Origin of the sequence: Frigidibacter albus, from assembly GCF_009908165.1 — a bacterium.
Taxonomy (GTDB): domain Bacteria; phylum Pseudomonadota; class Alphaproteobacteria; order Rhodobacterales; family Rhodobacteraceae; genus Frigidibacter; species Frigidibacter albus.
Genome location: NZ_JAAAUC010000002.1, coordinates 150,171 through 171,463, shown reverse-complemented (window position 1 = coordinate 171,463; position 21,293 = coordinate 150,171). Strand labels below are relative to the sequence as shown.

Genomic DNA, 21,293 nt, shown 5'->3' with positions numbered 1-21,293 from the left:
GGCAGAAGTTTCAACACTTTGTGTTGCAATCGCCGCCGGGGCCGTTTTGTCCCGCGGCCTGCCCGCCGCGCCTTTACACCGCCGCCCCGCTGCGATAGCCAGCCCGCCTTCACAAGGCAGCGGGCAAAGGCAGGGGTACGGCGATGCAGGCACATTCATGCGGGATCGACTTCGGCACCTCCAACTCCACCCTCGCGCTGGCGGATGCCTCGGGCGCCCGGCTGGTGGCGCTGGAGGGCAACCACGTCACCCTGCCCTCGGCGGTGTTCTGGGATGCCGAGGGCGCGCCCCCGCTCTTCGGCCGCGCCGCCATCGCCGCCTATGTCGAGGGCGAGGATGGCCGGCTGATGCGGGGCCTGAAAAGCACCCTCGGCTCTGCGCTGATCCATGAAAAAACCCGGGTCGGCAACCGCGCCATTGCCTTCACCGATGTTCTGGGCCGCTTCTTTGGCCACCTGCGCGCCCGGCTCGATGCCACGGGGGGCGAGGGCATCGACCGCGCCGTGCTCGGCCGCCCTGTGCATTTCGTCGACGGCGATGCGGCAGGCGATGCCGCCGCGCAGGACGTGCTGGAGGGGCTGGCGCGCAAGATCGGCCTCAGCGAGGTCGCCTTCCAGTACGAACCCATCGCCGCCGCGCTGCATTACGAGCAGGGCATCACCCGCGAGGAGCTGGTGCTGATCGTCGATATCGGCGGCGGCACCTCGGACTTCTCCATCGTCCGGGTCTCGCCGGAACGCTCGCGCAGCGCCGACCGGCAGGCCGATATCCTCGCCAATGACGGGGTCCGCGTCGGCGGGACCGATTTCGACCGGCTGCTGAGCCTGGCCGAAGTGATGCCGCTGCTGGGCTACAACCGGCCCACGAAGACCGGCACCCTGCCCCGCCACTACTTCCTCGACCTCGCCACCTGGCACCGCATCAACGCGCTCTACGCGCAGGGCGTGACCAATGACCTGAAAGCCCTGCGCAAGATCGCGTCGGAACCCGAGCGGCTGGACCGGATGCTGCGCGTCGTCACCACCCGCGCCGGGCACGCGCTGGCGATGGCGGTGGAGGCGGCGAAGATCACGCTGACCAGCACTTCGGAATCCACCGTGCGCATCGCCGACCTCACCGGCGGCCCCGATACGCTGGCAACGCGGGCGGGCTTCGAGACCGCCATCGCCCCGCCGCTGGAACGAGTCTCGGCCGCGATCCGCGCGACACTGGCGCAGGCCGGGCTTCAGCCCGAAGCCATCGGCACCGTCTTCCTCACCGGCGGCTCCAGCAGCCTGCCCGCCCTGCGCGCGGGCGTCGCGGCGATCCTACCCGGCGCCCCCATCGCCAGCGGCGACGATTTCGGCAGCGTCGGCACCGGCCTTGCCCTCGACGCCCGCCGCCGCTTCGGCTGACTTGCGCTGCGCCGCGCTTTCCCCGACAGTCCGGGGCAAGAGCGGAGAGAGACATGCCCGAAATCCTGATCCTGAACGGCCCCAACCTCAACCTTCTGGGCAAGCGCCAGCCCGAGATCTACGGGCATGAAACGCTGGCCGATGTCGAGGCCGCCTGCGCCGTCCTTGCCGAGGCCGCGGGCGCCAGCGTCACCCTGCGCCAGTCCAATTCCGAGGCGCAGCTGATCGACTGGATCCACGAGGCCCGCGGGACGGCCGCCGGGATCGTGATCAACCCCGCCGCCTTCACCCACACTTCGGTGGCGATCTACGACGCGCTGAACACCTTCGAGGGCCCGGTGATCGAGGTGCATATCTCCAATGTCCACAAGCGCGAGAGCTTCCGCCATCATTCCTATGTCAGCCTGCGCGCCGAGGGCGTGATCGCGGGCTGCGGCGTGCAGGGGTATGAGCTGGCGCTGGCAAGGGTGCTGCGGCTGATCGGGTAAGGCGGCGACGATCAAAGCCCCCTCTTCTTGCCCGGAACAAGGCGCTTTAGCGCCGCCGGGCAGCGCCCGTCCGCCCCCCCGGGCGGGCGCTCCTCACGGTTTCGCCTAGAACTTCGGTGGAGGTAGGCCGCACCATAAACCGCCTAGAACTTCTGTTGCTCGCCCACCCGGCGGACGGGCCCCGCCCTCTGTCTGCGCGGTGGCTTCGGCCCCCTGCCCTCACCCCCCATAGGCCTCCAGAAACGCCTCCGCCGGCAGCGCACGGAAATCGTCCAGCGCCGCCCGCAGCCTCTCATGGGGCCAGTCCCACCACGCCAGCGCCAGCAGCCGCTCGGCAACCGCCGGCGTGAACCGCTCGCGCAGCGGCACTGCGGGCACTCCGGCGACGATCATGTAGGGCGCAACGTCCCGCGTCACCACCGCCCCCGCCGCCACGATGGCGCCGTGGCCAATGGTCACCTCGGGCTTGATGATCGCGCCATGCCCGATCCAGGTGTCATGGCCGATCACCGTGCGCCGCGCCCGCCGCCGCTCGAAGAAGGCGGCGTCGGGGGTGGTGTCATCCCAGTACTCGGCGGAGCGATAGAGGAAATGGTGCAGGCTGGCGTTGCCCATCGGATGGTCGGTCGGCCCGATCCGGGTCAGCGCCGCGATATTTGCGAACTTGCCGATGCTGGTGTTGGCGATATCCGCCATCCGGTCGCAATAGCTGTAATCATCGAAGCTGCTGTACGCGACGCGGCTCAGCTTGCCGACCTCGCAGAACCGCCCGAAGCTCGCCTCCACGATCTCGCAGCCTTCGTGGATCAGCGGCTCATGTTCGGACAGTTTCGGCATCGCGTTCCCTTGCGACCGGGGGTTCCCGACCGTTTCACTTTACATACGGCATCTGTATGGCTTCTGCATGGTTTGCAGATCAGCCCTTGATCAGCTTGCGCCGCAGCCAGCCCGAGAAGCTGTCCATCGCCATCACCATCATCACGATCAGCACGATGTAATAGCTGACCTCTTCCCAGTCCTTCTGGGTCTGCATCGCCTGGGTGATGAAGAGGCCGATGCCCCCCCCGGTGATCGCGCCGATGATCGTGGCGCTGCGGGTGTTGGATTCGAAGTAGTAGAGCACCTGGCTCAGCAGCACCGGCGTCACCTGCGGGATCACGCCAAAGCGGTAACGCTGCACGGCATTGGCGCCAGTGGACTTCATGCCCTCGACCTGCTTTTCATCAACGTTTTCCAGCGCTTCCGAGAAGCTTTTGCCAAAGCTGCCGGTGTCGGTCACCAGGATCGCCAGCGCGCCGGTCAGCGGCCCGGGGCCGAAGGCGCGGCTGAGGATGATGGTCCAGATCAGCCCGTCCACGCCCCGTACGAAGTCGAACACCCGCCGCACGGCGAAGCGGACCCAGACCAGCGGCGCGAAGTTCTTGGCCGCAAGGAAGGCCAGCGGCAGTGCAATCAGCGCGCCCCCGAAGGTGCCGAGGAAGGCCATCAGGATCGTCTCGCCAATCGCCCAGAACACGTCGGCATGGCGCCACATCTGGTTGCCCATAAAGTCTTGATACGCCCCGATAATATTGCTCCGCAGCGGATCGAGCTGCGGCCCGGTCAGCAGCGTCCAGACCCCGACATTGTGATAGGGGCTGTCGAGGGTGAACCAGAACAGCTCCCACCCGAAGAAGTAGCGGAACACCTCGTCCTTCGAGCGGGTCACGGTCAGACGGCCCGCCTCGGTGGTGATCGTGACGCGGGCATCCGACACGTTCGCCCAGTCCGGGCTGTCACCGGGGGCAAAGCCCGGGAAGCTGGCGACGATGACGTCATTCACGCGGTTGATGTCGATCTGGCCCTGCCCGGGCAAGTCATAGGTCACGCGGCGGTCCGGCAGGAAGCGGATGACATGGCCATCGCCGAGGTCGATCACCGCATCGTCGATGCCGCCCTCGACCCAGTCGGGGCGCATCCCCTCGGGGTAGCGGCCCTTGGTCTCGCCCTCGACCGCGAAGGCCAGATCGCTGGCGCGGCCGTCACGGGTGACATGGATCTTGTGGCTGTAGCTGTCGGCCACCAGGATGCGCGCATTGTCGAGCCGCGCCCGCTCTGCCAACCCCGCCACGTCGAAGGCGAAGAAGACATAGACGAGATAGGCGAGGATCGCTGCGGGGACCAGCAGGGCCACCCGCCGCTTGCGCCCGATCAGCGCATGGGCCTGGTCCCGCGCCGTGCCGGCGGTGAAGTCTGCGGTCGCGGTCATGGCTGGTTCCCGTGGACGAGCTTGTTGCGGTAGTAGCTGGAGATCTGGTCGAAGAAGACGATGGTCAGGAACAGCAGGATGAAGATCGCGGCCGACACGTCGAAGCGGCCGGTGCCGAAGGTCATCGCGTTGCGCAGCTCATAGCCGATGCCGCCCGCGCCCACGAAGCCAAGGATCGCCGAGGCGCGCACATTGATCTCGAACCGCATCAGCGCATAGCTGAGGTAGTTGGGTGCCACCTGCGGGATCACGCCCAGAAGCATCCGCTGCCACCAGCCCGCGCCCACCGACTGCAGCCCCTCGACCGGCTTCAGATCGACGTTCTCGGAGACCTCGGAGAAGAGCTTGCCAAGCGCGCCGGCCGTGTGCAGCGCGATGGCGATCATCGCCGGCACCGGGCCGCCGCCAAGGATGAAGATCAGCACCAGCGCGATCACGATCTCGGGGAAGGCGCGCAGGATGTCCATGATGCGGCGGAACACCGGGATCAGCCGCGGAAAGGGCGCAAGCCCGCGGGTCGAGAGCAGCGACAGCAGCAGCCCCAAACCGGCCCCCAGCAGGGTCGAAACGGCGGCGATGTTGATGGTCTCGATCAGGGCCGGGAAGAATTCGACCAGATAGCCCGGCAGGTTCGCGCGCTTCTCCCAGGCCTCGGTGACAAGGCTGGCGGGGAAGTCGAACACCTGCGGCAGACCATCAAGAAAGCCGCCCGCGCTGCGCCCTTCGACGATGCGGAAGCCCATGATCATGGCGATGACGAACAGCGCCAGCGTCAGGCCCGAATACATCCGCTTCTGCCGCGTCATCGCCAGATAGCCGGCGCGGGTGGCGTCGAGGGAGGAGGCGGCAGAGAGGTCGGTCATGAGGCGCCCTTCACGGCGAGAGGAAGCGGGCTCCGGGGGCATGGCCCCGGAACCCGCGAAGATCAGCGAAGGCCGATCAGTTGGACTGCGACTGCTGCGCGACGCGCACTTCGATGATGGTCTTGTAGGCGTCATGGGTCACCGGCTCGAAGCCGGCGGTCTCGCCCGCGGCCACGCCATAGGCGCATTGCGGATCCATGTCGTGCAGGCCGGCGGTCAGCTCGGTCATCTTGGTCTTCACGTCCTCGGGCAGCGCGTTGCGCAGGACGATCGGGCCTTCCGGGATCGGGCTCGACTTCCAGATTTCCACGATGTCGTTCATGTCGACGATCCCGGCATCCGAAGACTTGCGCAGCTGGCCCGAGTTGTAGCCATCTTCCCAGGCGCCCTGGCCATCGGCCCAGGTCACGCCGCCATCGACGTCGCCGTTCAGCACCGCGATGATGGTCTGCTCGTGGCCGCCGGTGAAGACGACGTCAGAGAAGAACTCGCCCGGTTCCATCGAGTAGCCGGCGGCGGGGATCTCAACCAGCGGGACCAGGTAGCCCGAGGTCGAGTTCGGATCGCCGAAGCCGAAGGTCTTGTCCTTCATGTCGTCGAGCGAGGTGATGCCCGAGTCGGCGCGCGCGAAGCCGATGGAGTGGTAGGTGAACGAGCCGTCGAGGTTGGTCTTGACCAGAACCGGGGTCACCGCATCGGGGTTTTCCAGATAGACGGCCGCATAGGCCGAGGCACCGAGCCAGGCCATGTCGAGCGTGCCGCCGATCAGGCCCTGGATGACGCCGTTATAGTCGGCGGCGGTGAACAGCTTGGTCGGAACGCCGAGGGCTTCCTCGGTATAGGCACGGAAGCACTCGTTCGAGGCCAGACGGTCCTGGGCGTTCTCGCCACCCAGCAGGCCGATGCGGAATTCGGTGATTTCCTGGGCGGCAGCCGGGGCGACCAGCGCCGAGGTGGCCAGAACGGCAGCAAGGATTTTCTTCATCGTGGTTCTCCGGGTGTGTGAGACCGCCGCCCCCCAACGGGCGCGGCGGGTGGACTGAAACTCAGTTGGTCAGCAGCCGCGCGGCATAGGCCTCATCGGCCGAAGTTTCCGGCTCCAGCGCCTCGATCGAGGTCGATGTGGCGGATTCCGAGAAATTCTCGTCAGCGCCGTAGATCTCGCGGGCGGCAGCGGTGGTCAGCAGGTCGGGCGTGCCGTCGAACACGATCCGCCCGCCGCGCATCCCGATCACCCGGTCGCAATAGCGGCGGGCGGTGTCGAGCGTGTGCAGGTTGGCGATGACGGTGCGGCCATCCTCGTCATGGATGCGGCGCAGCGCGTCCATCACAACTTGCGCGTTCATCGGGTCTAGGCTGGCGATGGGCTCATCGGCGAGGATCACCTTGGGATCCTGCATCAGCGCCCGGGCAATCGCCACGCGCTGCTGCTGGCCGCCGGAAAGGGCCTCGGCGCGCTTGGGCGCCTGCTCGGCAATGCCAAGCCGGTCGAGGATGTCGATGGCGCGGTTGATGTCGGCGGCGGGCCAGAGGTTGAACATCGTCGCCATGGTGCCGCGCCGGTTCAGCAGCCCGTGCAGCACGTTCGACACCACATCCATCCGCGGCACCAGGTTGAACTGCTGGAAGATCATCGCGCACTGGCTCTGCCAGGCGCGCTTCTCGGCGCCCTTCAGCGCCAGCACGTCGCGGCCCTCGAACAGAAGCCGGCCCTCGGTGGCGTCCGTCAGCCGGTTCATCATGCGCAGGAAGGTGGACTTCCCCGCGCCAGACCGGCCGATGATACCGATCATCCCCGGACGCTCGACGCTGAATGTGGCGTTGTCCACGGCCGTGTTGCGGCCGAATACCTTGGTCACGCCCTCGACGCTGATCAGCATGAAGCCCCCTGTCTTGCTCGGGGCGGTGCTAAGCCTTGGGGGTCACGCGGATGCTACGCTTTTGCGAATGTTTGGTGACGCGGCACCTGCCCCGGCGTCATACGTCCGCCCAGGCCCGGCGCCGCCCCGAAGCCTCGTGCCCGGCGCGCAGCGCCAGCGCGATCCCGATGACCAGCAGCGCCACGGACAGCGCCAGAAACGCGCCGCTGATGCCGAAACTTGCCACCAGCGGGGCCGACACCAAAGGCGAGGCGAACTGCCCGGCGAAGAAGCTGGTGGTCAGCAGGCCCGCCGCCCGGCCCCGCGCCGCGGGCGGCACCTTGGCCATCAGGTAGGTGCTGTAATTGGGCATCGCCGGGCCCATCCCGGCCCCCGCAATCATCCCGCCAAGAGCGACGCCCCAGAGGCTGCCTGACTGCGACACGGTAAACAGACCCACCCCCATCAGCCCGAAGCTGGCCGCGAAGATCGCCATTTCCGAAAGATGCCTGCGGATCTTGCCATACATCAGCGCGCCCGGCACCGAGGTGACCATCACCCCCGCCATCACCAGCCCGACGATCAGCGAGTTGGTCACCCCGATCTCGGCCAGACGGAACGGCACCCGCGTCGGCATCACGTAGAAGGTCGCCATGAACAGGAAGGACAGCCCGCCGACAAAGGCGAAGGTCGGCCAGGGAAATCCCACCGGGCGCTCGCCCGCGACCGGGGCTGCCGGCTGCGCGCGCCGCGCATAGGGCCAGAGCGCGGTCAGCGCCAGCGCCGAGATCGGCAGCGCCAGCAGATAGACCCCGAAGGCCCCACGCCAGTGCAGCGCCGCAAGTGCGCCCCCCAGCAGCATCACCACCACGCCGCCCCCCGACATCGAGGCGCCCTGCAGCCCCATGAACCGCGCCCGCGCCTCGCCCTGCCAGAGGTCAGCCGCGAAGGCCATCGCCAGCGTCATGCTGCCCGCGACGCCGATCCCCAGCAGCAGCCTGCCCATCAGCAGCTGCGGCAGCGTCTCGGCCACGAGGCCGGATGCGCCGCCGATGGCATAGACCCCCGTCGCAATCGCCAGCAGCAGCCGCCGATCCATCCGGTCGGCGAGATAGCCGAACAGCCCCGCCGTCAGGATCACCGACAGCGAGGGCAGCGTCAGGATCAGCGCCGACAGTGTCTCGATCCCTTCCGCATCGGCGAAATGCGCCTTCAGCCCCGGGAGCGACGGGGCAATCGTGGCATTGGCCATGATCGTCATCGAGGCGACAAGCAGCACGGCGACGGTGACGAGCCGGCCCGGTGCCTGCGGCACCGAAAGGGGAGATGTGGTCATTGGGGGCAGTCCTGTTGGGGCCAGCGAGGCATAGGAATAACAGCCGCCGCCGGAGAGGTTCCTTGCGCACAATTTAGGGTCGGGGCATGATGCTGCACAAGACCCGCATCATTGGAAGGCTTGTGCAGGGATATGGACAATGACCTCGACCTCTCTGCCGTCCGCGCCTTCCGGTCGGTCGCGCGCGAAGGCTCCTTCTCCAACGCGGCGCGGGCCTTGCGGGTGCCGAAATCCACCGTGTCCAAGCGGGTGCGCGATCTGGAAGACCGGCTCGGCGTGCGCCTGATCGAGCGCACCACCCGCCAGCTGCGGCTGACTGCCGAGGGCGAGGTGCTGGTGGCCCGCGCCGACCGGCTGCTGAGCGAGGCCGAAGACATCCGCCGCGCGCTGAGCGATTCCGGATCAGCCCCGCGCGGGCATCTGCGCATCGCGGTGCCGCAGATCATCGGGCAGTTGATGATGGGGCGGCTTGGCGCCACCTTCCGCGCGCGGCACCCCGACATCACGCTGGAATGCGTATTTCTTGACCGGCCGCCCGACATGCTGGAAGAGGGCTTCGACGGGGTGCTGCGCGTCGGCCCGCTGGAGGACAGCGGCCACGGTGCCCGGCGGATCTGCGAGGCGGTGTCGGTGCTGGTGGCGCCCCCCGGTCTGCCGGGGCTGGACATGCTGCACGAGCCCGAGGATATCGCCCGCTATCCGGTGGTGGGCCACACCCCGGCGCATTGGGGGACATGGGAGCTCGTGCGCGGCGCGGATGGCGCATCCCGGCAGGTCGTGCCGGTGCCGGCGCTGTCGATGGGATCGGCGCTGGCGGTGCGCGAGGCGGTGATCGCCGGGGCCGGCCTGACGCTGCTGCCCTATCTGCTGGTGGCACCCGACATCAAGGCCGGACGCCTGATCCGGCTTTTGCCGGATTGGGAAGGAAACCGAAAGGACATCCACTTCGTATACCCTTCACCACAATCGGCGACGGCCCGGCTTCGGGCTTTCATCGATGTGCTGGTGGAAGAGATGCGGCGCCCCGGCAGCGCCTGGATGCCGGAGCCGCACGAGCGGGGCACCGGCAAGGGTTGACGGGCCGCGAGCATCCGGCGACAGACGGGCGGAACACAGGATGGCAGGCATGACCGCGACACAGACAGCAGCGCCCGAGCGCCGCCCCGGCAAGGGCCGACGCCGATGAGCGCCGCGCCCTCCCCCGCACCCTCCCCGGCCGCCCTCGCCCTGCGCGAGGCCCTTGGCCGCTACGCCACCGGCGTGACCATCGTCACCACGCAAGGACCGCAGGGCCCTGTCGGCATCACCGCCAACAGCTTCACCTCGCTGTCGCTGGACCCGCCCCTGGTGCTGTGGTGCCCGGCCCGCAGCTCCTCGCGCTTCGCGGCCTTTTCGGGTGCCGCGCATTACGCGATCCATGTGCTCGGTTCGGACCAGCTGGAGCTGTGCCGCCGCTTCGCCCGCTCCGGCGCCGACTTCGACGGGGTCCCGCTGGACGCCACGCCCGAGGGCCAGCCGCTGCTGCCGGGCTGCCTGGCGCGCTTCGATTGCCGCGCCCATGCGGTGCATGAGGGCGGCGATCATGCGATTCTGGTGGGTGAGGTGCTGCGCGCGGTGACCACCACCGGCGATCCCCTGCTGTTCTGGGGCGGGCGCTATGGCGATTTCCTGCATCACCGTTAAGCGATTTCCGCCCGGTTCAGCGTTACAGTCGCGGCAGGCAGTAGCAATCCGGCGCCGAAATGCTAGATATGTGAAAACCTCAGGATTTCGTATGTTGCTCGACAAGACCGACCAAGACACAGACGCCGCCTGCCCCCCGCTGGATGCCGAGGACATGATGGCGCGTGCGCAGGATGCCTCGAACCTGCTCAAGGCGCTGGCGCATGAGGGGCGGCTGATGATCCTGTGCCACCTGTCGGCCGGCGAGAAGTCGGTGACCGAGCTGGAAACCCTGCTCTCCTCGCGGCAGGCAGCGGTCAGCCAGCAACTTGCCCGGCTGCGGATGGAAGGGCTGGTTGCGGCCCGGCGCGAGGGCAAGGCGATCTACTATTCGCTGAGCGATCCCAAGGCCGCGCGGCTGGTCGGGATGCTCTACGAGATGTTCTGCGCCCCCGATGCCGCCTGAGGCGGCCCGGGAGCGGAAGGGCCTTCAGGTGCGAAACACCCGGTAGATCGCCGGGATCACCAGCACGGTCAGCAGGGTGGAGCTGAGCAGCCCGAACAGCAGCGACAGCGCCAGCCCCTGGAAGATCGGGTCCGCCAGGATCACCACTGCCCCGATCATCGCCGCCACCGCCGTCAGGAGGATCGGCTTGAAGCGGATCGCCCCTGCCTCGATCAGGATATCGACCTTGCTCTTGCCGGTGGGGTCGGCATGGCGGATGAAATCCACCAGCAGGATCGAGTTGCGCACGATGATCCCCGCCAGCGCGATGAAGCCGATCATCGAGGGCGCCGAGAACGGCGCGCCGAACAGCCAGTGCCCGCCCATGATGCCCAGGAAGGTCAGCGGGATCGGCGTCAGGATCACCAGCGGCAACTTGAAGCTGCCGAACTGCGCCACCACCAGGATGTAGATCCCCAGCAGCGCCACGCCAAAGGCCGCGCCCATTTCGCGGAAGGTGACCCATGTCACCTCCCATTCGCCATCCCACAGCAGCGTCACCACCGACTCGTCCTCGGGCTGGCCGTTGAGGCGCACCACCGGCCGCTCCCCCTCGCCCCAGTCGATGCCGTCCAGCAACTCTCCCACCGCGATCATCCCGTATAGCGGCGCCTCGAAATCGCCCGCAAGCTCGGCCTGCACCATCTCGGCCTCGCGGCCATTGTGGCGGAAGACCGGGAAGCTGGCGCGCTCCTCGGTGATCTGCACCACGTCGCCAAGCTCCACCACACCCCGCGCGCCGGGCAGCAGGTTCGCCGGGATCGGGGTGGACAGCGCCGCCTCGTCCAGCACCCGCGCGCCCTTGGCCCGCTCCACGATGATCGGGATCGGCTGGCGCCCCTCGCCCCGATGCGAGTAGCCGACGGTGGTGCTGCCGTTCAGGATCGCCAGCGTGTCGAAGACATCGGCCTCCTGCACCTCGAAGAACTCCAGCTCATCGGGGTTGATCGTTGCGCGCAGCCGGCGCGGCTGCGTCCCGAAACTGTCATCGACATCGACGATGAAGGGCACCGCCTCGAAGGCCTCGCGGATCTTCGCGGCGGCGGCGCGGCGGGTTTCGGCATCGGGGCCATAGACCTCGGCCAGCAGGGTCGACATCACCGGCGGGCCGGGTGGCGGCTCCACCGTTTTCAGCACCGTGCCTTCGGGCAGCGCCAGCGCGTCCAGCCGGCTGCGCAGGTCAAGCGCGATGGCGTGGCTGCTGCGCTCGCGGTCATGGCGGTTGGCAAGGGTGATCTGCACCTCCCCCAGTTGCGGCTTCTCGCGCAGGTAGTAGTGCCGCACGAGGCCGTTGAAGTTGAACGGGGCCGAGGTGCCGGCATGGGTCTGCACCGACAGCACCTCTGGCAGGTCCATCGCCACGCGCGCCACGTCCTGCGCCACGGCATCGGTCGCCTCGACGCTGGCGCCTTCGGGCAGGTCGATCACCACGGCAAGCTCGGACTTGTTGTCGAAGGGCAGCAGCTTCACCGTCACGTCGTGGGTGTAGAGCAGCGCCAGCGAGCCGAAGGACAGCACCACCGTCACCATCAGGAAGGTCAGCGACCGCGCCTTGGTCGCCAGAATGGGGCGCGCGACGAAGGCATAGATCCGGCCAAGCCGGCCACCCGGCGCGCCCTCATCTTCATGGTGCAGCGGTGCGCGGCCGGCGATCTTGACCATCAGCCAGGGCGTGACGATCACCGCCACGAAGAACGAGAAGATCATCGCCGCGCTGGCATTGGCGGGGATCGGGCTCATGTAGGGCCCCATCATCCCCGACACGAACAGCATCGGCAGCAGCGCGGCGACCACGGTCAGCGTGGCGACGATGGTAGGGTTGCCGACCTCGGCCACCGCCTCGATCGCCTTGTGGACGCGGTCGCCCGGCCCCTTCATGCCCCAGTGCCGCGCGATATTCTCGATCACCACGATGGCGTCATCGACCAGGATGCCGATGGAGAAGATCAGCGCAAACAGGCTGACGCGGTTCAGCGTGTAGCCCATGATCCAGGCGGAAAAGAGCGTGAGCAGGATCGTCACCGGAATGACGATGGCGACCACGATCCCCTCGCGCCAGCCGATGGCCAGCAGCACCAGCGCGATGATCGACACCGTGGCAAGGCCGAGGTGGAACAGCAGCTCGTTGGATTTCTCGTTCGCGGTCTCGCCATAGTCGCGGGTGACATGGACCTCGATGCCCTCGGGGATCAGATGGCCCTTGGCCATCTCGACCTTGTGCAGGATCGCCTCGGCCACCACCACCGCATTGGCTCCGGCGCGCTTGGCAATCGCCAGCGTCACCGCCGGGCTGCGGTCAAGGCCGCCACCTTCCGCGCGGGTGACATTGGCAACGATATGGTCCGAGGTATTGGCGACGAATTCCACATCCGCCACGTCGCCCACGTAGACCGGGCGGCCATCGCGCGCCGTCAGCAGCAACGCGGCAATCTCGGCCGGGGCGGTCAGGGTGGCGCCGGCGACAAGGTCGATCTGCTCGCCGCCGTTCCGAAGCCGGCCGGTAGAGAAGGCGCGGTTCGCCTGCTGCACCTTGTCCGACAGCTGTTGCAGCGTCACCCCGTACATTGCCAGCCGCTCGGGATCGGGCGCGATGCGGATCGCCTCGGGCGCCTCGCCGACGAGGTAGGTAAGGCCCACATCCTCGACCTTCATCAGGTCGGCCCGCAATTCGCGGGCCACCCGCGTCAGGTCATTTGCCCCAACGGCGGCGCCCGGCGCGGCGGTCAATGTCAGCGCCACGATCGCCACATCGTCGATGCCGCGCCCCACCACCAGCGGCTCGGCGATGCCCTGCGGCAGGCGGTCGATATTGGCGCGGATCTTCTCATGCACGCGCAGGATCGCGGTGTCGGAGGGCGTGCCGACCACGAAGCGCGCCATAACCAGCGCGCCCTCGTCATCGGTCTGGGAATAGACATGCTCGACGCCCGAGATTCCCTTGACGATGGTTTCCAGAGGTTCGGTCACCAGCTTGACGGCATCCTCGGCGCGCAGCCCCGGCGCGCGGATATGGATATCGACCATCGGCACCGAAATCTGCGGCTCCTCCTCGCGCGGCAGGCTGATGAGGGCCACCAGCCCCACGGCCAGCGCCGCCACGATGAACAGCGGCGTCAGGGAAGAGCGGATGAAGGCGCGGGTCAGGCCGCCGGCAAGGCCAAGCGGTCCGCGGAACGGGGTCTCACTCATTGCCAGTCACCACCGAGTCGCCGGCGACAAGGCCGGTCAGCACCTCGATCATCTCGGCGCCGTCCACCTGGTGGGTGCCGCCCAGAACCACGCTGCGGTCGACGGTCTGTTCGCCCATCGTCACGCGCACGAAATCGAGGCCCGAGCGGGTGGCGACGACACTCTGCGGCACCAGCAGCGCCTCGCGGCTGCCCATCGGCAGGCGCACCAGCACCCGCGCGTCCACAAAGGCCGCGTCCAGCCCCGGCACCTCGACATCGGCGATCACCCGGCCAGTCTCGATCTGCGGATAGACCTTGACCAGCCGCCCCTCGGCCGGGCCTGTCGCCGTCTCGATGCCGATCACGGCGCCCTCGGCCAGCAGCGCGGCATGGCGTTCGGGCACGGCGACGCGCAGAAAGAACCCGCCGCCGCCGATCATCGCCACCGCCTCGCCCGCCATCACCACCGCGCCGCGGGTCTGCGGCACCGCCAGCACCCGGCCCGACACCGGCGCCAGCACCGTGCCCTCTGCCGCCTGCTGCTCCACCACCTGCCTTTGCGCCTGCTGCGCGGCAATCTGGCCGGTCAGCACGTCCAGCTGGGTGCGCAGCGCATCCAGCCGTTGCGCGGTGCTGACGCCCCGGGCCAGCAACTCCTCGCCCCGCGCCAACTCCGCCTGCGCATTCTCCTGCTGCGCGCGCAGGGACTGCAGCTGCGCGTCGATGGCGCCGATCTGAAATCCCAGCTTTTGGTCCTCGATCTCGGCAATCGGCTGGCCGGCCTGCACGGTGTCGCCCTCGGTCACCGTCACCTCGATCAGCGTGCCCCCCAGCCTCGCCCGCGCGGGAATCGTGTCCCGCGCCTCGATCCGGCCCGAGACCGCCTTCCAGTCGGTCACCACCTGCGGCGCCAGTACCAGCGTTTCGGCATGGCCCGGCAGCGCCGCGGCAAAGGCCAGCAGCGCGGTCAGCATCAGGGCTCGCATCGGGTGATCCTTCCAAACATATATTCCGAGGCATGAATGTGATGCCTCGGGCGGCAGAGTCAATATCTGCCGGATATGTCTGTCTATACCAGAATCAGGGTGTTCCCTTGGCGCTATTCGCGCAGGTCGACGATTCTGACGCGCAGCACCTGAGCCAGCGCATTGAGTTCCCCCAACGTCGGGCGATGGCAGCGCGTCTCGATGGCGCGCAGCACGTTGGGCTCGAAGTCGGCAATCCGCGCCAGCTGCTCGACCGTCAGACCCGCAGCCCCGCGCGCCGCGGTCAGCGGGTGGTCTGTGAGATGGGTGTGTCTGTCGTCAGGCATATGGTCACCGGATGGGGGTAAGCTCAGGAAACGAACTCACTCCCCAAAAGTTCCGCCGGCCGCAAGTGATATTTCAGATATAGCTAAAGCGGGGGATTTTGGGTCAGGGACTATGACCAAAAAGCCTCAGTTCTCGACCACCCGCAGGCCGCCCTCGCGGGCAGCGGCGACAAACGCCGTGCGGGCGGCTTCACCCTCGACAAGGCCGGTGATGGCAAACAGGTTGATCCGGCGCGCTTCGGAAATCTTCTGGCCCTCGACGCCGGGCCAGCGATCGGCGCGCATCAACACCTCGGCCTGCGCCGGGCCGCGGACAGACAAGATGTCGGGGCCGCCCTGCTCGCAGGCAAGCCGCACCGCCTTGTTCCAGTCTGCCATCTAACGTCTCCCGAACGTGCCGAACACAAGCACCGCGCACCTGATAGCTGCGGCTGACGGAACATTAGCGCAGACGTGCCGGTCGCGCATCCTGTCGAAAAGGGCAGGTGCTGCCGTCAGGCGGGGGAGAAACGGTGGATGTGGTGCCCCCAGAGAGACTCGAACTCCCGACCCTCTGATTACAAATCAGACGCTCTACCAGCTGAGCTATAGGGGCACGGTGACGCAGATAGCCCGCGGCGCGCGGCCTTGCAAGGGTGTCGCTACCTCGCCCGCGTCGGCGCAATGTTCGCGCGCGCCAGCAGTGCCACGGCCACAAGACCCACCGCAATCACCAGCAGGGCGGCGGGCGAGGCGTCGCCGAGGTTCTCGAGGCTGGCCTTCTCATGCGTGCGCGTCGCCAGCGTTTCATAGTTGAAGGGGCGCAGCAGCATCGTCGCCGGCAGCTCCTTGACGCAATCGACGAAGACCAGCAACAGCGCCGAGCCGATAGTGCCCTTCATCAGCGGCAGATAGACCGCCGCCAGTGCGCCACCTGCAGTCTTCCCCAAGGAACGCGCGGCCATCGGCAGCGAGGGCGAGACCCGGCCGAAGGCGGCATCTGCCGCCCCCTGTGCGATGGCGAAGAAGCGCACGATGTAGGCCAGCACGATAGCGCTGGCGGTGCCGGTCAGCATCAGCCCGGGGTCGGTGCCGGTCAGGGCCAGCCAGCCATCGGCAAGGCGATGATCGAGCGCGGCGAGGGGAATCAGCAGGCCGACGGCCAGAACCGCCCCCGGCGCCGCATAGCCAAGCGCGGTGAAGGGCATCAGCAGCCGCGGCGCCCCCCGCCCGGTCAGCCGCACGCCATAGACCATGAAGAGGGCCGCGGCGACGGTCAACACCGCGGCGATGCCGCCGGTGGTCAGGGTGTGCATCAGCGCGCGGGCGAGGCCGGGCGAGACCCAGGCCTCGGGGTTGGCGGCGGCATGGCGGGCCATCACCCCGACCGGCAGAATGAACCCTATGGTGAAGGGCACCAGGCACAGCCCCGTCGCCAGCCAGCCCTGCACCCCCCGCAGCGCCACGCGCGACACCGGGCGCGGCTGGCGTGCCGACTGGTAATAGCGCAGGCGGCGGCGCGAGAGCTTTTCCAGTGCGACCAGTGCGAAGACCAGCGCCAGGATCAACCCGGCGATCTGCGCGGCACCGCCGGCATTGCCCATCTCCAGCCAGGTCGTGAACACGCCTGTCGTCAGCGTCTGCACCGAAAAGTAGCTGACGACGCCGTAATCCGCGACCGTCTCCATCATCACGATGGCCGCGCCGGCGGCGATGGCCGGCCGCGCCAGCGGCAAACCGACGCGCCAGAACAGGCCAACCGGCCCGGCACCAAGCGCGCGCGCGACCTCATAGGCGCCGGCGGGCTGCTCGCGGAAGGCCGCGCGCGCCAGCAGGTAGACGTAGGGATAAAGCGCGGCCGCCAGCACCACCACCGCCCCGCCCCGGGTCTTGACCGCGGGGAACCAGTAGTCGCGCGCCGAAGCCCAGCCGAAGCCCTCGCGCAGCGCGATCTGCACCGGGCCGGAGTATTCGAGGAAATCCACCAGCGCATAGGCACCCACATAGGCCGGAATCGCCAAGGGCAGCAGCAAGAGCCACTCCAACGCGCCCGAGAGCGGGAACCGGTACATGGCAATCAGCCAGGCCGCCCCGGCCCCGACCATCGCCGCCAGCGCGCCGGTGCCGAGCGCCAGCACCGCGGTGTTGGTCAGGTAGCGCGGCAGGGTCGTCGCCACCAGATGCGGCCAGATATTCTCGGTCGGGTTGAAGGCCAGCCAGATCACCGACAGGATCGGCAGCGCCACCAGCGCCGCGATCAGCGCCGCGCCGACGGACCAGAGGCCGGCGCCGGCCGCGCGCGCCTCTTGCCGGCGGATCGGCTGGGTCTGATGCTCGGCGCTGGTCATGGCGCAGGCGATACAGGATTGCCGTTTCCCTGTCCAGAAATCGCCGTATATAGCGGGCACTAGTTCGCCTTGAAGCAGCAAAAGAAACGGGCCCGACAGTCAATGCAGGTCGTCTATCACCTTGGGGCAAACTCCACCGATGAAGAGCGCCTCGTGCGCGGGCTGCTGCGCGCCAATGGCCCGCTGGCGGCACAGGGCGTGATCGTGCCGGGGCCGGGGCGCTATCGCCCGGTGCTGCGTGACACGATGATCAAGCTGAAGGGCGGTCCCGCCAGCCGCGAGGTGCAGGAAGTGCTGCTCGATGCGGTGGCGGATGCCGACCATATCGAGCGTCTGGTGTTCAGCAACGAATACTTCCTCTGCGTTCCGCAACGGGTGATCACCGAGGGTGCCTTCTACCCCATGGCGGCGCGCAAGATTGCCGCGATGGCAAACCTTTTCCCCGAGGACGAGTGCGAATTCCACATGGCGTTGCGCAACCCGGCCACGCTGATCCCGGCGCTGCTGGGGCGTTGCAAGGGCGTCAGCTATGAGGAGTTCATGGGCTCGGCCGACCCGCTGCAGATCCGATGGGCGCCAATGGTGCAGCGGATGCTGGCGGCGGTGCCGGGGCGGACCCTGACGCTGTGGTGCAACGAGGATACGCCGCTGATCTGGCCCGAGGTGCTGCGCGCCGTGGCCGGTATCGGCCCCGAGATTCCGTTGGCCGCCGATACAGACGTGCTGGCGACGATCATGACCGAGGACGGGCTGAAGCGGCTGGAGAGCTATCTGGCCAGCCATCCGCCGGCGAACATCGACCAGCGCCGCAAGATCGTGTCGGCCTTCCTGTCGAAATTCGCGCTGCCGGAGGAGCTGGAGGTCGAGGTGGCGCTGCCCGGCTGGACCGAGGATCTGGTCGACGAGATGACCGAGGCCTATGATCAGGACGTGGCCGAGATCGCGGCGATGCCCGGGGTGCGCTTCCTCGCCGCATGAGCGTTGCTCGGCCCACCGATAGCCGCCGGCTGACCGCCGCCGATATCCGTGCCGCCCCCCGCATCTCAAGGAACGACCGGCGCCGCCGCGGGTTCTGTCTGCAAGCGTTTCCCATCTGAAAGGTGATCCGATGCGACATTCCCTAAACCGCACTCTGCCCCTGCTGGCGCTCGCCGGGATCGGCTGGCTGTTCTGGTCCGCCGGCCGCGCGGGCCCGCCCCGCCCCGTTGGCCTGCTTCCACAACCGCAAGGCTCTGACAGGCCAGGTTCCGCCCCGCCGCTGAACTCCTCCCAGAAAACGCCCTCGGGGGGCAAGCCGCTGAACTCCTCCCAGAAAACGCCCTCGGGGGGCAAGAAGAAGGCCAAGTCCGTGCAATCCGCCGCGCCGACACCCGGCAAACCCGCCAATTCCGGCGCGCCGGTCAACGGGTTTCAGAAGGTCCGTGCCGCCGGGCCAGAGGCGATGAGGGACCCGCCGCGCGACTGGGACGCCGTGGATGAAGAGAATGACGAATCCTTCCCCGCCAGCGATCCGCCCGGCCGCTACTGACCGGACTGGACCCAAAAAGCCGGCCATCCTGATAGGGGCCGGTTTTTTCCTGTCTCGGCGCTGGTCTGGGTCAGAGGATCGCGAGGATCGCCAGCACGACGAAGATGCTGACAAGGACACCGAGCGCGCGGCTGCTGGCACGGAGGTTGCCGCCGTTGGACTGGGCCGATGCGGGACGGGCGCGCGTGATCGGCGGCGCCTGCGGGCGGGCCACCGGGATTTGCACGGGGAACGCGGGCGCGTCTGCCGCGCCGAGATCCGCCACGGCCCCTGCCGTGGCCTGTTCGGTTGGCGGCCCGGTCAGGCTTGCAGGAGTCTCCGCTGGCAAACCGATTGCATCGTGCAGCGGGTCGGAGGTCGGTTGGGGAGTTTGCATCGCAGTCTCCTTGACGGGAGGGCGGCAGGGCACTGGGGCGTGACCTGCCGGAGGGGGATGGCCGAAGACTGCGCGCCAAGAAGACTGCGCGCCAAGCGGTATAGCAAGAGCCGGCCTTGCCCTGACAACCGCCAGCCGGGTGCTTCCGTTCCCCGCTGCCGCAGGCGGCGGCAAGGTTTCGCAAGGCGCCGCAATCGCGCAGATTCACGCCGCCGCGGGGGAACAGATACCGCTCCGCGCGGTTCTCCTCGTCAGAGGGGCCGCGGCCCCGCCCCTGCAAGACGCGCCATATCCGAAGGAGACCACCCATGTCCGCACCCCAGACCAATATCGAGAAGCAGAAGCGCCGGCACTGGGCGCCGCTGGTGGGCAGCGCGCTGGTGGCGGTGTTCGGCGTGCTGATGATCCTGTGGTGGATGACGGAGGAAGCGGTGGAGGCTCCTGAAACCAGCGCCCCGGCGGAGGCGACCAGCGACATCGGCGCGGCAGCAGAGGGCGGCGCATCCGACACCGCCGGGACCATCGGCGGGGATGGCAATGTCAGCGGCACGCAGCCCGGCGTCGAGGTCGATCAGACCACCGGCACCGGCACCGCGGATACGCTTGGCACACCACCCGCCGCCATCGCGGACTGATCCCGAACTTGGGGCGGCGCAAGGCGTCGCTCATAGCTTTGCAGAAGGCGCCCCGATGACCGATCTCGACGCAGCCCCACAACCCGAGCCCATTGCCCCGCGGCTGATGCGGCTGGAGGCGATGGTGCTCGCGCAGCGCAAATTGTTGCTGCGGCTGATCGCGCAATCGGGTTCGGCGGCGGCGTTGCACGAAGACCTCGCCGGGCGCGAAGTCTTTCAGGGCCATGAGGAGGACCCGGGCGTGCTGCCCTCGGCGGAATACGCGCTGGAAGCGACGGTGGCAGAGGAATTGCGCCGGCTTGCGCGCGAGGTCGAGGCGATGGCGGCGGCGCCTGCGGGGCCGATCGCAGCAGGCTAGCCTTCAGGCGGCGACGGCCAGCGCGGCCGGGCAGAACGGCACGATCTCCACCGCCTCAGCGTCGAAGGTACAGAAGCTGCCCTGCGGCACCTGTTCCCAACACTCGCCGCTTTCCAATGGTTCTGACACCACCGCCCGCCCCGCGCGCGTGGGCGACCAGCGGTGATAGAGCGAGGGCGCCTGATCGTCGGTCGCATAGCGCACCGCGTAGAGCCGCACCCCATCCGACAGCGCGGCGGTCAGCCGGATATGCGGGGCGTCGCCCTTCTGCCGGCTCAGCGCCTCGAACTTCGCCACCGCGCGTTCCAGCGCGCCGCGCGGATCGGCTGCCAGCCCCTCGCCAAGCGCGGTCAGGAACAGCGCCTCGCTGTCGGTCGCACCCTTGCGCTGCGGGTAAAGCGCGTCGGGGATCAGCATTTCGGCATCGCGGCGGAAGGCGTCATAGCCGCCGACCTGGCCGTTATGCATGAACGTCCAGCGGCCCACGGCAAAGGGATGGCAGTTGTTGCGGCTGGTCGCGGTGCCGGTCGAGGCGCGGACATGCGCGAGGAACAGCCGCGATTTCACCTGCGCCACAAGGCTCCGCAGGTTCGGGTCCGACCAGGCGGGCATCACGTCGCGGTAGAGCCCCGGCTCCTCGCGCTCGCCATACCAGGCCAGCCCGAAGCCATCGGCGTTGATTGCCGACAGGCATTCGGTGGCGCAATGGCTTTGATGGATCAGCGAATGGCCCGGGCGGCTGACGATCTCTTCCACGAAGATCGGCGCGCCGGTATAGGCAGCCCAACGGCACATCTACTGCGCCCCCGTGCTTAAGGTGCCGCGCGCGATAGCGCGTCTTGCCGCCCTGCCCTGCATCATCCGCCTCTTGGTTTTGGCGTCATGATACCGTCATGTTGCGCTGCGGCAAGGTGAAATCTGCGGCGGATTGTCAGGGTGCGGTTTCCTCGACAATCACAAGCTCGCGTTCCGCTGCACCAATGGCATGGGACAGCGCCGCCTGATATTCGGCGCTGTGGTAGCAGGCCTCGGCCGCCTCGACGGACGGAAAGCGCGCGACGACGTTGCGCGCCCGGTCCGTGCCCTCAAGCTGCACATAGCGCCCGCCGCGGGCCACGAACACCCCGCCATGCGCGGCGATGGCAGGCCCGGCCAGCTTGGCATACTTGCCGTAAGCCTCGGGGTCGGTGACGGTCACATGCGCGATCCAGAGTGCGGTCATCGGTCGTTCT

At 68.1% G+C, this 21,293-nt stretch carries 23 protein-coding genes and 1 tRNA gene; 9 read left to right on the top strand and 15 right to left on the bottom strand.

All coding sequences use genetic code 11. From position 1 onward, the window contains the following. Positions 1 to 143 precede the first annotated feature (143 nt). Positions 144 to 1,394: an Hsp70 family protein gene (locus GVY41_RS03385; protein ID WP_161343680.1), complete on the top strand. Its 1,251-nt coding sequence runs from the start codon at positions 144 to 146 to the stop codon at positions 1,392 to 1,394. A 53-nt stretch (positions 1,395 to 1,447) separates the two neighbouring features. Next, positions 1,448 to 1,882, top strand: a complete 435-nt coding sequence (gene aroQ, locus GVY41_RS03380) for a type II 3-dehydroquinate dehydratase (protein ID WP_161343682.1) — start codon at positions 1,448 to 1,450, stop codon at positions 1,880 to 1,882. A 219-nt stretch (positions 1,883 to 2,101) separates the two neighbouring features. Here aroQ and GVY41_RS03375 read toward each other — a convergent pair whose 3' ends face one another. The 6 genes from GVY41_RS03375 to GVY41_RS03350 form a co-directional block, all read right to left on the bottom strand. Beyond that, positions 2,102 to 2,719, bottom strand: coding sequence for an LbetaH domain-containing protein (locus GVY41_RS03375; RefSeq protein WP_161343684.1), 618 nt, complete (start codon positions 2,717 to 2,719; stop codon positions 2,102 to 2,104). 79 nt (positions 2,720 to 2,798) lie between these two features. Continuing rightward, positions 2,799 to 4,130 carry a phosphonate ABC transporter, permease protein PhnE gene (gene phnE, locus GVY41_RS03370; RefSeq protein WP_161343686.1) on the bottom strand — a complete coding sequence of 444 codons (1,332 nt, stop codon included), beginning with the start codon at positions 4,128 to 4,130 and terminating at the stop codon, positions 2,799 to 2,801. Beyond that, positions 4,127 to 4,993 (bottom strand): phosphonate ABC transporter, permease protein PhnE, encoded by an 867-nt coding sequence (gene phnE / locus GVY41_RS03365; RefSeq protein ID WP_161343688.1) that lies wholly within the window; start codon positions 4,991 to 4,993, stop codon positions 4,127 to 4,129. The genes phnE (GVY41_RS03370) and phnE (GVY41_RS03365) overlap by 4 nt, the downstream gene beginning before the upstream one ends. Before the next feature lie 76 nt (positions 4,994 to 5,069). After that, positions 5,070 to 5,978 carry a phosphonate ABC transporter substrate-binding protein gene (gene phnD / locus GVY41_RS03360; protein WP_161343690.1) on the bottom strand — a complete coding sequence of 303 codons (909 nt, stop codon included), beginning with the start codon at positions 5,976 to 5,978 and terminating at the stop codon, positions 5,070 to 5,072. 61 nt (positions 5,979 to 6,039) lie between these two features. Continuing rightward, positions 6,040 to 6,873, bottom strand: coding sequence for a phosphonate ABC transporter ATP-binding protein (phnC, locus tag GVY41_RS03355; protein ID WP_373283241.1), 834 nt, complete (start codon positions 6,871 to 6,873; stop codon positions 6,040 to 6,042). 97 nt (positions 6,874 to 6,970) lie between these two features. After that, the gene (locus GVY41_RS03350) at positions 6,971 to 8,188 is read right to left on the bottom strand and encodes an MFS transporter (protein WP_161343692.1); all 1,218 of its coding nucleotides are present in this window, start codon (positions 8,186 to 8,188) and stop codon (positions 6,971 to 6,973) included. Between the two features lie 132 nt (positions 8,189 to 8,320). Here GVY41_RS03350 and GVY41_RS03345 point away from each other — a divergent pair, with 132 nt between their 5' ends. From GVY41_RS03345 to GVY41_RS03335, 3 genes are all read left to right on the top strand, one after another. After that, complete coding sequence (locus GVY41_RS03345) at positions 8,321 to 9,265, top strand: LysR family transcriptional regulator (protein WP_161343694.1); 945 nt, start codon at positions 8,321 to 8,323, stop codon at positions 9,263 to 9,265. A 105-nt stretch (positions 9,266 to 9,370) separates the two neighbouring features. Next, positions 9,371 to 9,871 carry a flavin reductase FerA gene (gene ferA / locus GVY41_RS03340; RefSeq protein ID WP_161343696.1) on the top strand — a complete coding sequence of 167 codons (501 nt, stop codon included), beginning with the start codon at positions 9,371 to 9,373 and terminating at the stop codon, positions 9,869 to 9,871. Between the two features lie 91 nt (positions 9,872 to 9,962). Beyond that, on the top strand, positions 9,963 to 10,316 hold the full coding sequence (locus GVY41_RS03335; RefSeq protein ID WP_161343698.1) for an ArsR/SmtB family transcription factor: 354 nt from the start codon (positions 9,963 to 9,965) through the stop codon (positions 10,314 to 10,316). Positions 10,317 to 10,340: 24 nt separating this feature from the next. Here the strand turns inward: GVY41_RS03335 and GVY41_RS03330 are convergent, their stop codons facing one another. The 6 genes from GVY41_RS03330 to GVY41_RS03305 all read right to left on the bottom strand — a co-directional run bounded on the left by GVY41_RS03330 (position 10,341) and on the right by GVY41_RS03305 (position 17,164). Next, the gene (locus GVY41_RS03330) at positions 10,341 to 13,544 is read right to left on the bottom strand and encodes an efflux RND transporter permease subunit (RefSeq protein ID WP_161343700.1); all 3,204 of its coding nucleotides are present in this window, start codon (positions 13,542 to 13,544) and stop codon (positions 10,341 to 10,343) included. Beyond that, positions 13,537 to 14,511 (bottom strand): efflux RND transporter periplasmic adaptor subunit, encoded by a 975-nt coding sequence (locus tag GVY41_RS03325; RefSeq protein ID WP_161343702.1) that lies wholly within the window; start codon positions 14,509 to 14,511, stop codon positions 13,537 to 13,539. The genes GVY41_RS03330 and GVY41_RS03325 overlap by 8 nt, the downstream gene beginning before the upstream one ends. A gap of 113 nt (positions 14,512 to 14,624) precedes the next feature. After that, the gene (locus tag GVY41_RS03320) at positions 14,625 to 14,837 is read right to left on the bottom strand and encodes a helix-turn-helix domain-containing protein (protein ID WP_161343704.1); all 213 of its coding nucleotides are present in this window, start codon (positions 14,835 to 14,837) and stop codon (positions 14,625 to 14,627) included. A 126-nt stretch (positions 14,838 to 14,963) separates the two neighbouring features. Further along, a complete protein-coding gene (locus tag GVY41_RS03315; protein ID WP_161343706.1) occupies positions 14,964 to 15,215 on the bottom strand; it encodes a DUF982 domain-containing protein in 252 nt (83 codons plus the stop codon). A 141-nt stretch (positions 15,216 to 15,356) separates the two neighbouring features. Continuing rightward, a tRNA-Thr gene (locus GVY41_RS03310) sits at positions 15,357 to 15,432 on the bottom strand. Between the two features lie 46 nt (positions 15,433 to 15,478). Further along, positions 15,479 to 17,164 (bottom strand): ABC transporter permease, encoded by a 1,686-nt coding sequence (locus GVY41_RS03305; RefSeq protein ID WP_161343708.1) that lies wholly within the window; start codon positions 17,162 to 17,164, stop codon positions 15,479 to 15,481. 102 nt (positions 17,165 to 17,266) lie between these two features. On the opposite strand from GVY41_RS03305, the gene GVY41_RS03300 reads away from it, so the two are divergent. Continuing rightward, on the top strand, positions 17,267 to 18,142 hold the full coding sequence (locus tag GVY41_RS03300) for a hypothetical protein (RefSeq protein ID WP_161343710.1): 876 nt from the start codon (positions 17,267 to 17,269) through the stop codon (positions 18,140 to 18,142). 370 nt (positions 18,143 to 18,512) lie between these two features. Next, positions 18,513 to 18,692, top strand: coding sequence for a hypothetical protein (locus GVY41_RS20675; protein ID WP_373283251.1), 180 nt, complete (start codon positions 18,513 to 18,515; stop codon positions 18,690 to 18,692). A 70-nt stretch (positions 18,693 to 18,762) separates the two neighbouring features. Here GVY41_RS20675 and GVY41_RS03290 read toward each other — a convergent pair whose 3' ends face one another. Beyond that, positions 18,763 to 19,068 (bottom strand): hypothetical protein, encoded by a 306-nt coding sequence (locus GVY41_RS03290; RefSeq protein ID WP_161343712.1) that lies wholly within the window; start codon positions 19,066 to 19,068, stop codon positions 18,763 to 18,765. A 308-nt stretch (positions 19,069 to 19,376) separates the two neighbouring features. Here GVY41_RS03290 and GVY41_RS03285 point away from each other — a divergent pair, with 308 nt between their 5' ends. Next, positions 19,377 to 19,703, top strand: a complete 327-nt coding sequence (locus tag GVY41_RS03285; protein ID WP_161343714.1) for a hypothetical protein — start codon at positions 19,377 to 19,379, stop codon at positions 19,701 to 19,703. Between the two features lie 55 nt (positions 19,704 to 19,758). Continuing rightward, positions 19,759 to 20,061, top strand: a complete 303-nt coding sequence (locus GVY41_RS03280) for a hypothetical protein (RefSeq protein ID WP_161343716.1) — start codon at positions 19,759 to 19,761, stop codon at positions 20,059 to 20,061. A 3-nt stretch (positions 20,062 to 20,064) separates the two neighbouring features. Here the strand turns inward: GVY41_RS03280 and GVY41_RS03275 are convergent, their stop codons facing one another. Together GVY41_RS03275 and GVY41_RS03270 are read right to left on the bottom strand one after the other, a co-directional pair. Then, positions 20,065 to 20,856 carry a class II glutamine amidotransferase gene (locus GVY41_RS03275; protein WP_161343718.1) on the bottom strand — a complete coding sequence of 264 codons (792 nt, stop codon included), beginning with the start codon at positions 20,854 to 20,856 and terminating at the stop codon, positions 20,065 to 20,067. Between the two features lie 136 nt (positions 20,857 to 20,992). Further along, positions 20,993 to 21,283, bottom strand: a complete 291-nt coding sequence (locus GVY41_RS03270) for a DUF1330 domain-containing protein (protein WP_161343720.1) — start codon at positions 21,281 to 21,283, stop codon at positions 20,993 to 20,995. Between the last annotated feature and the right edge of the window lie 10 nt (positions 21,284 to 21,293).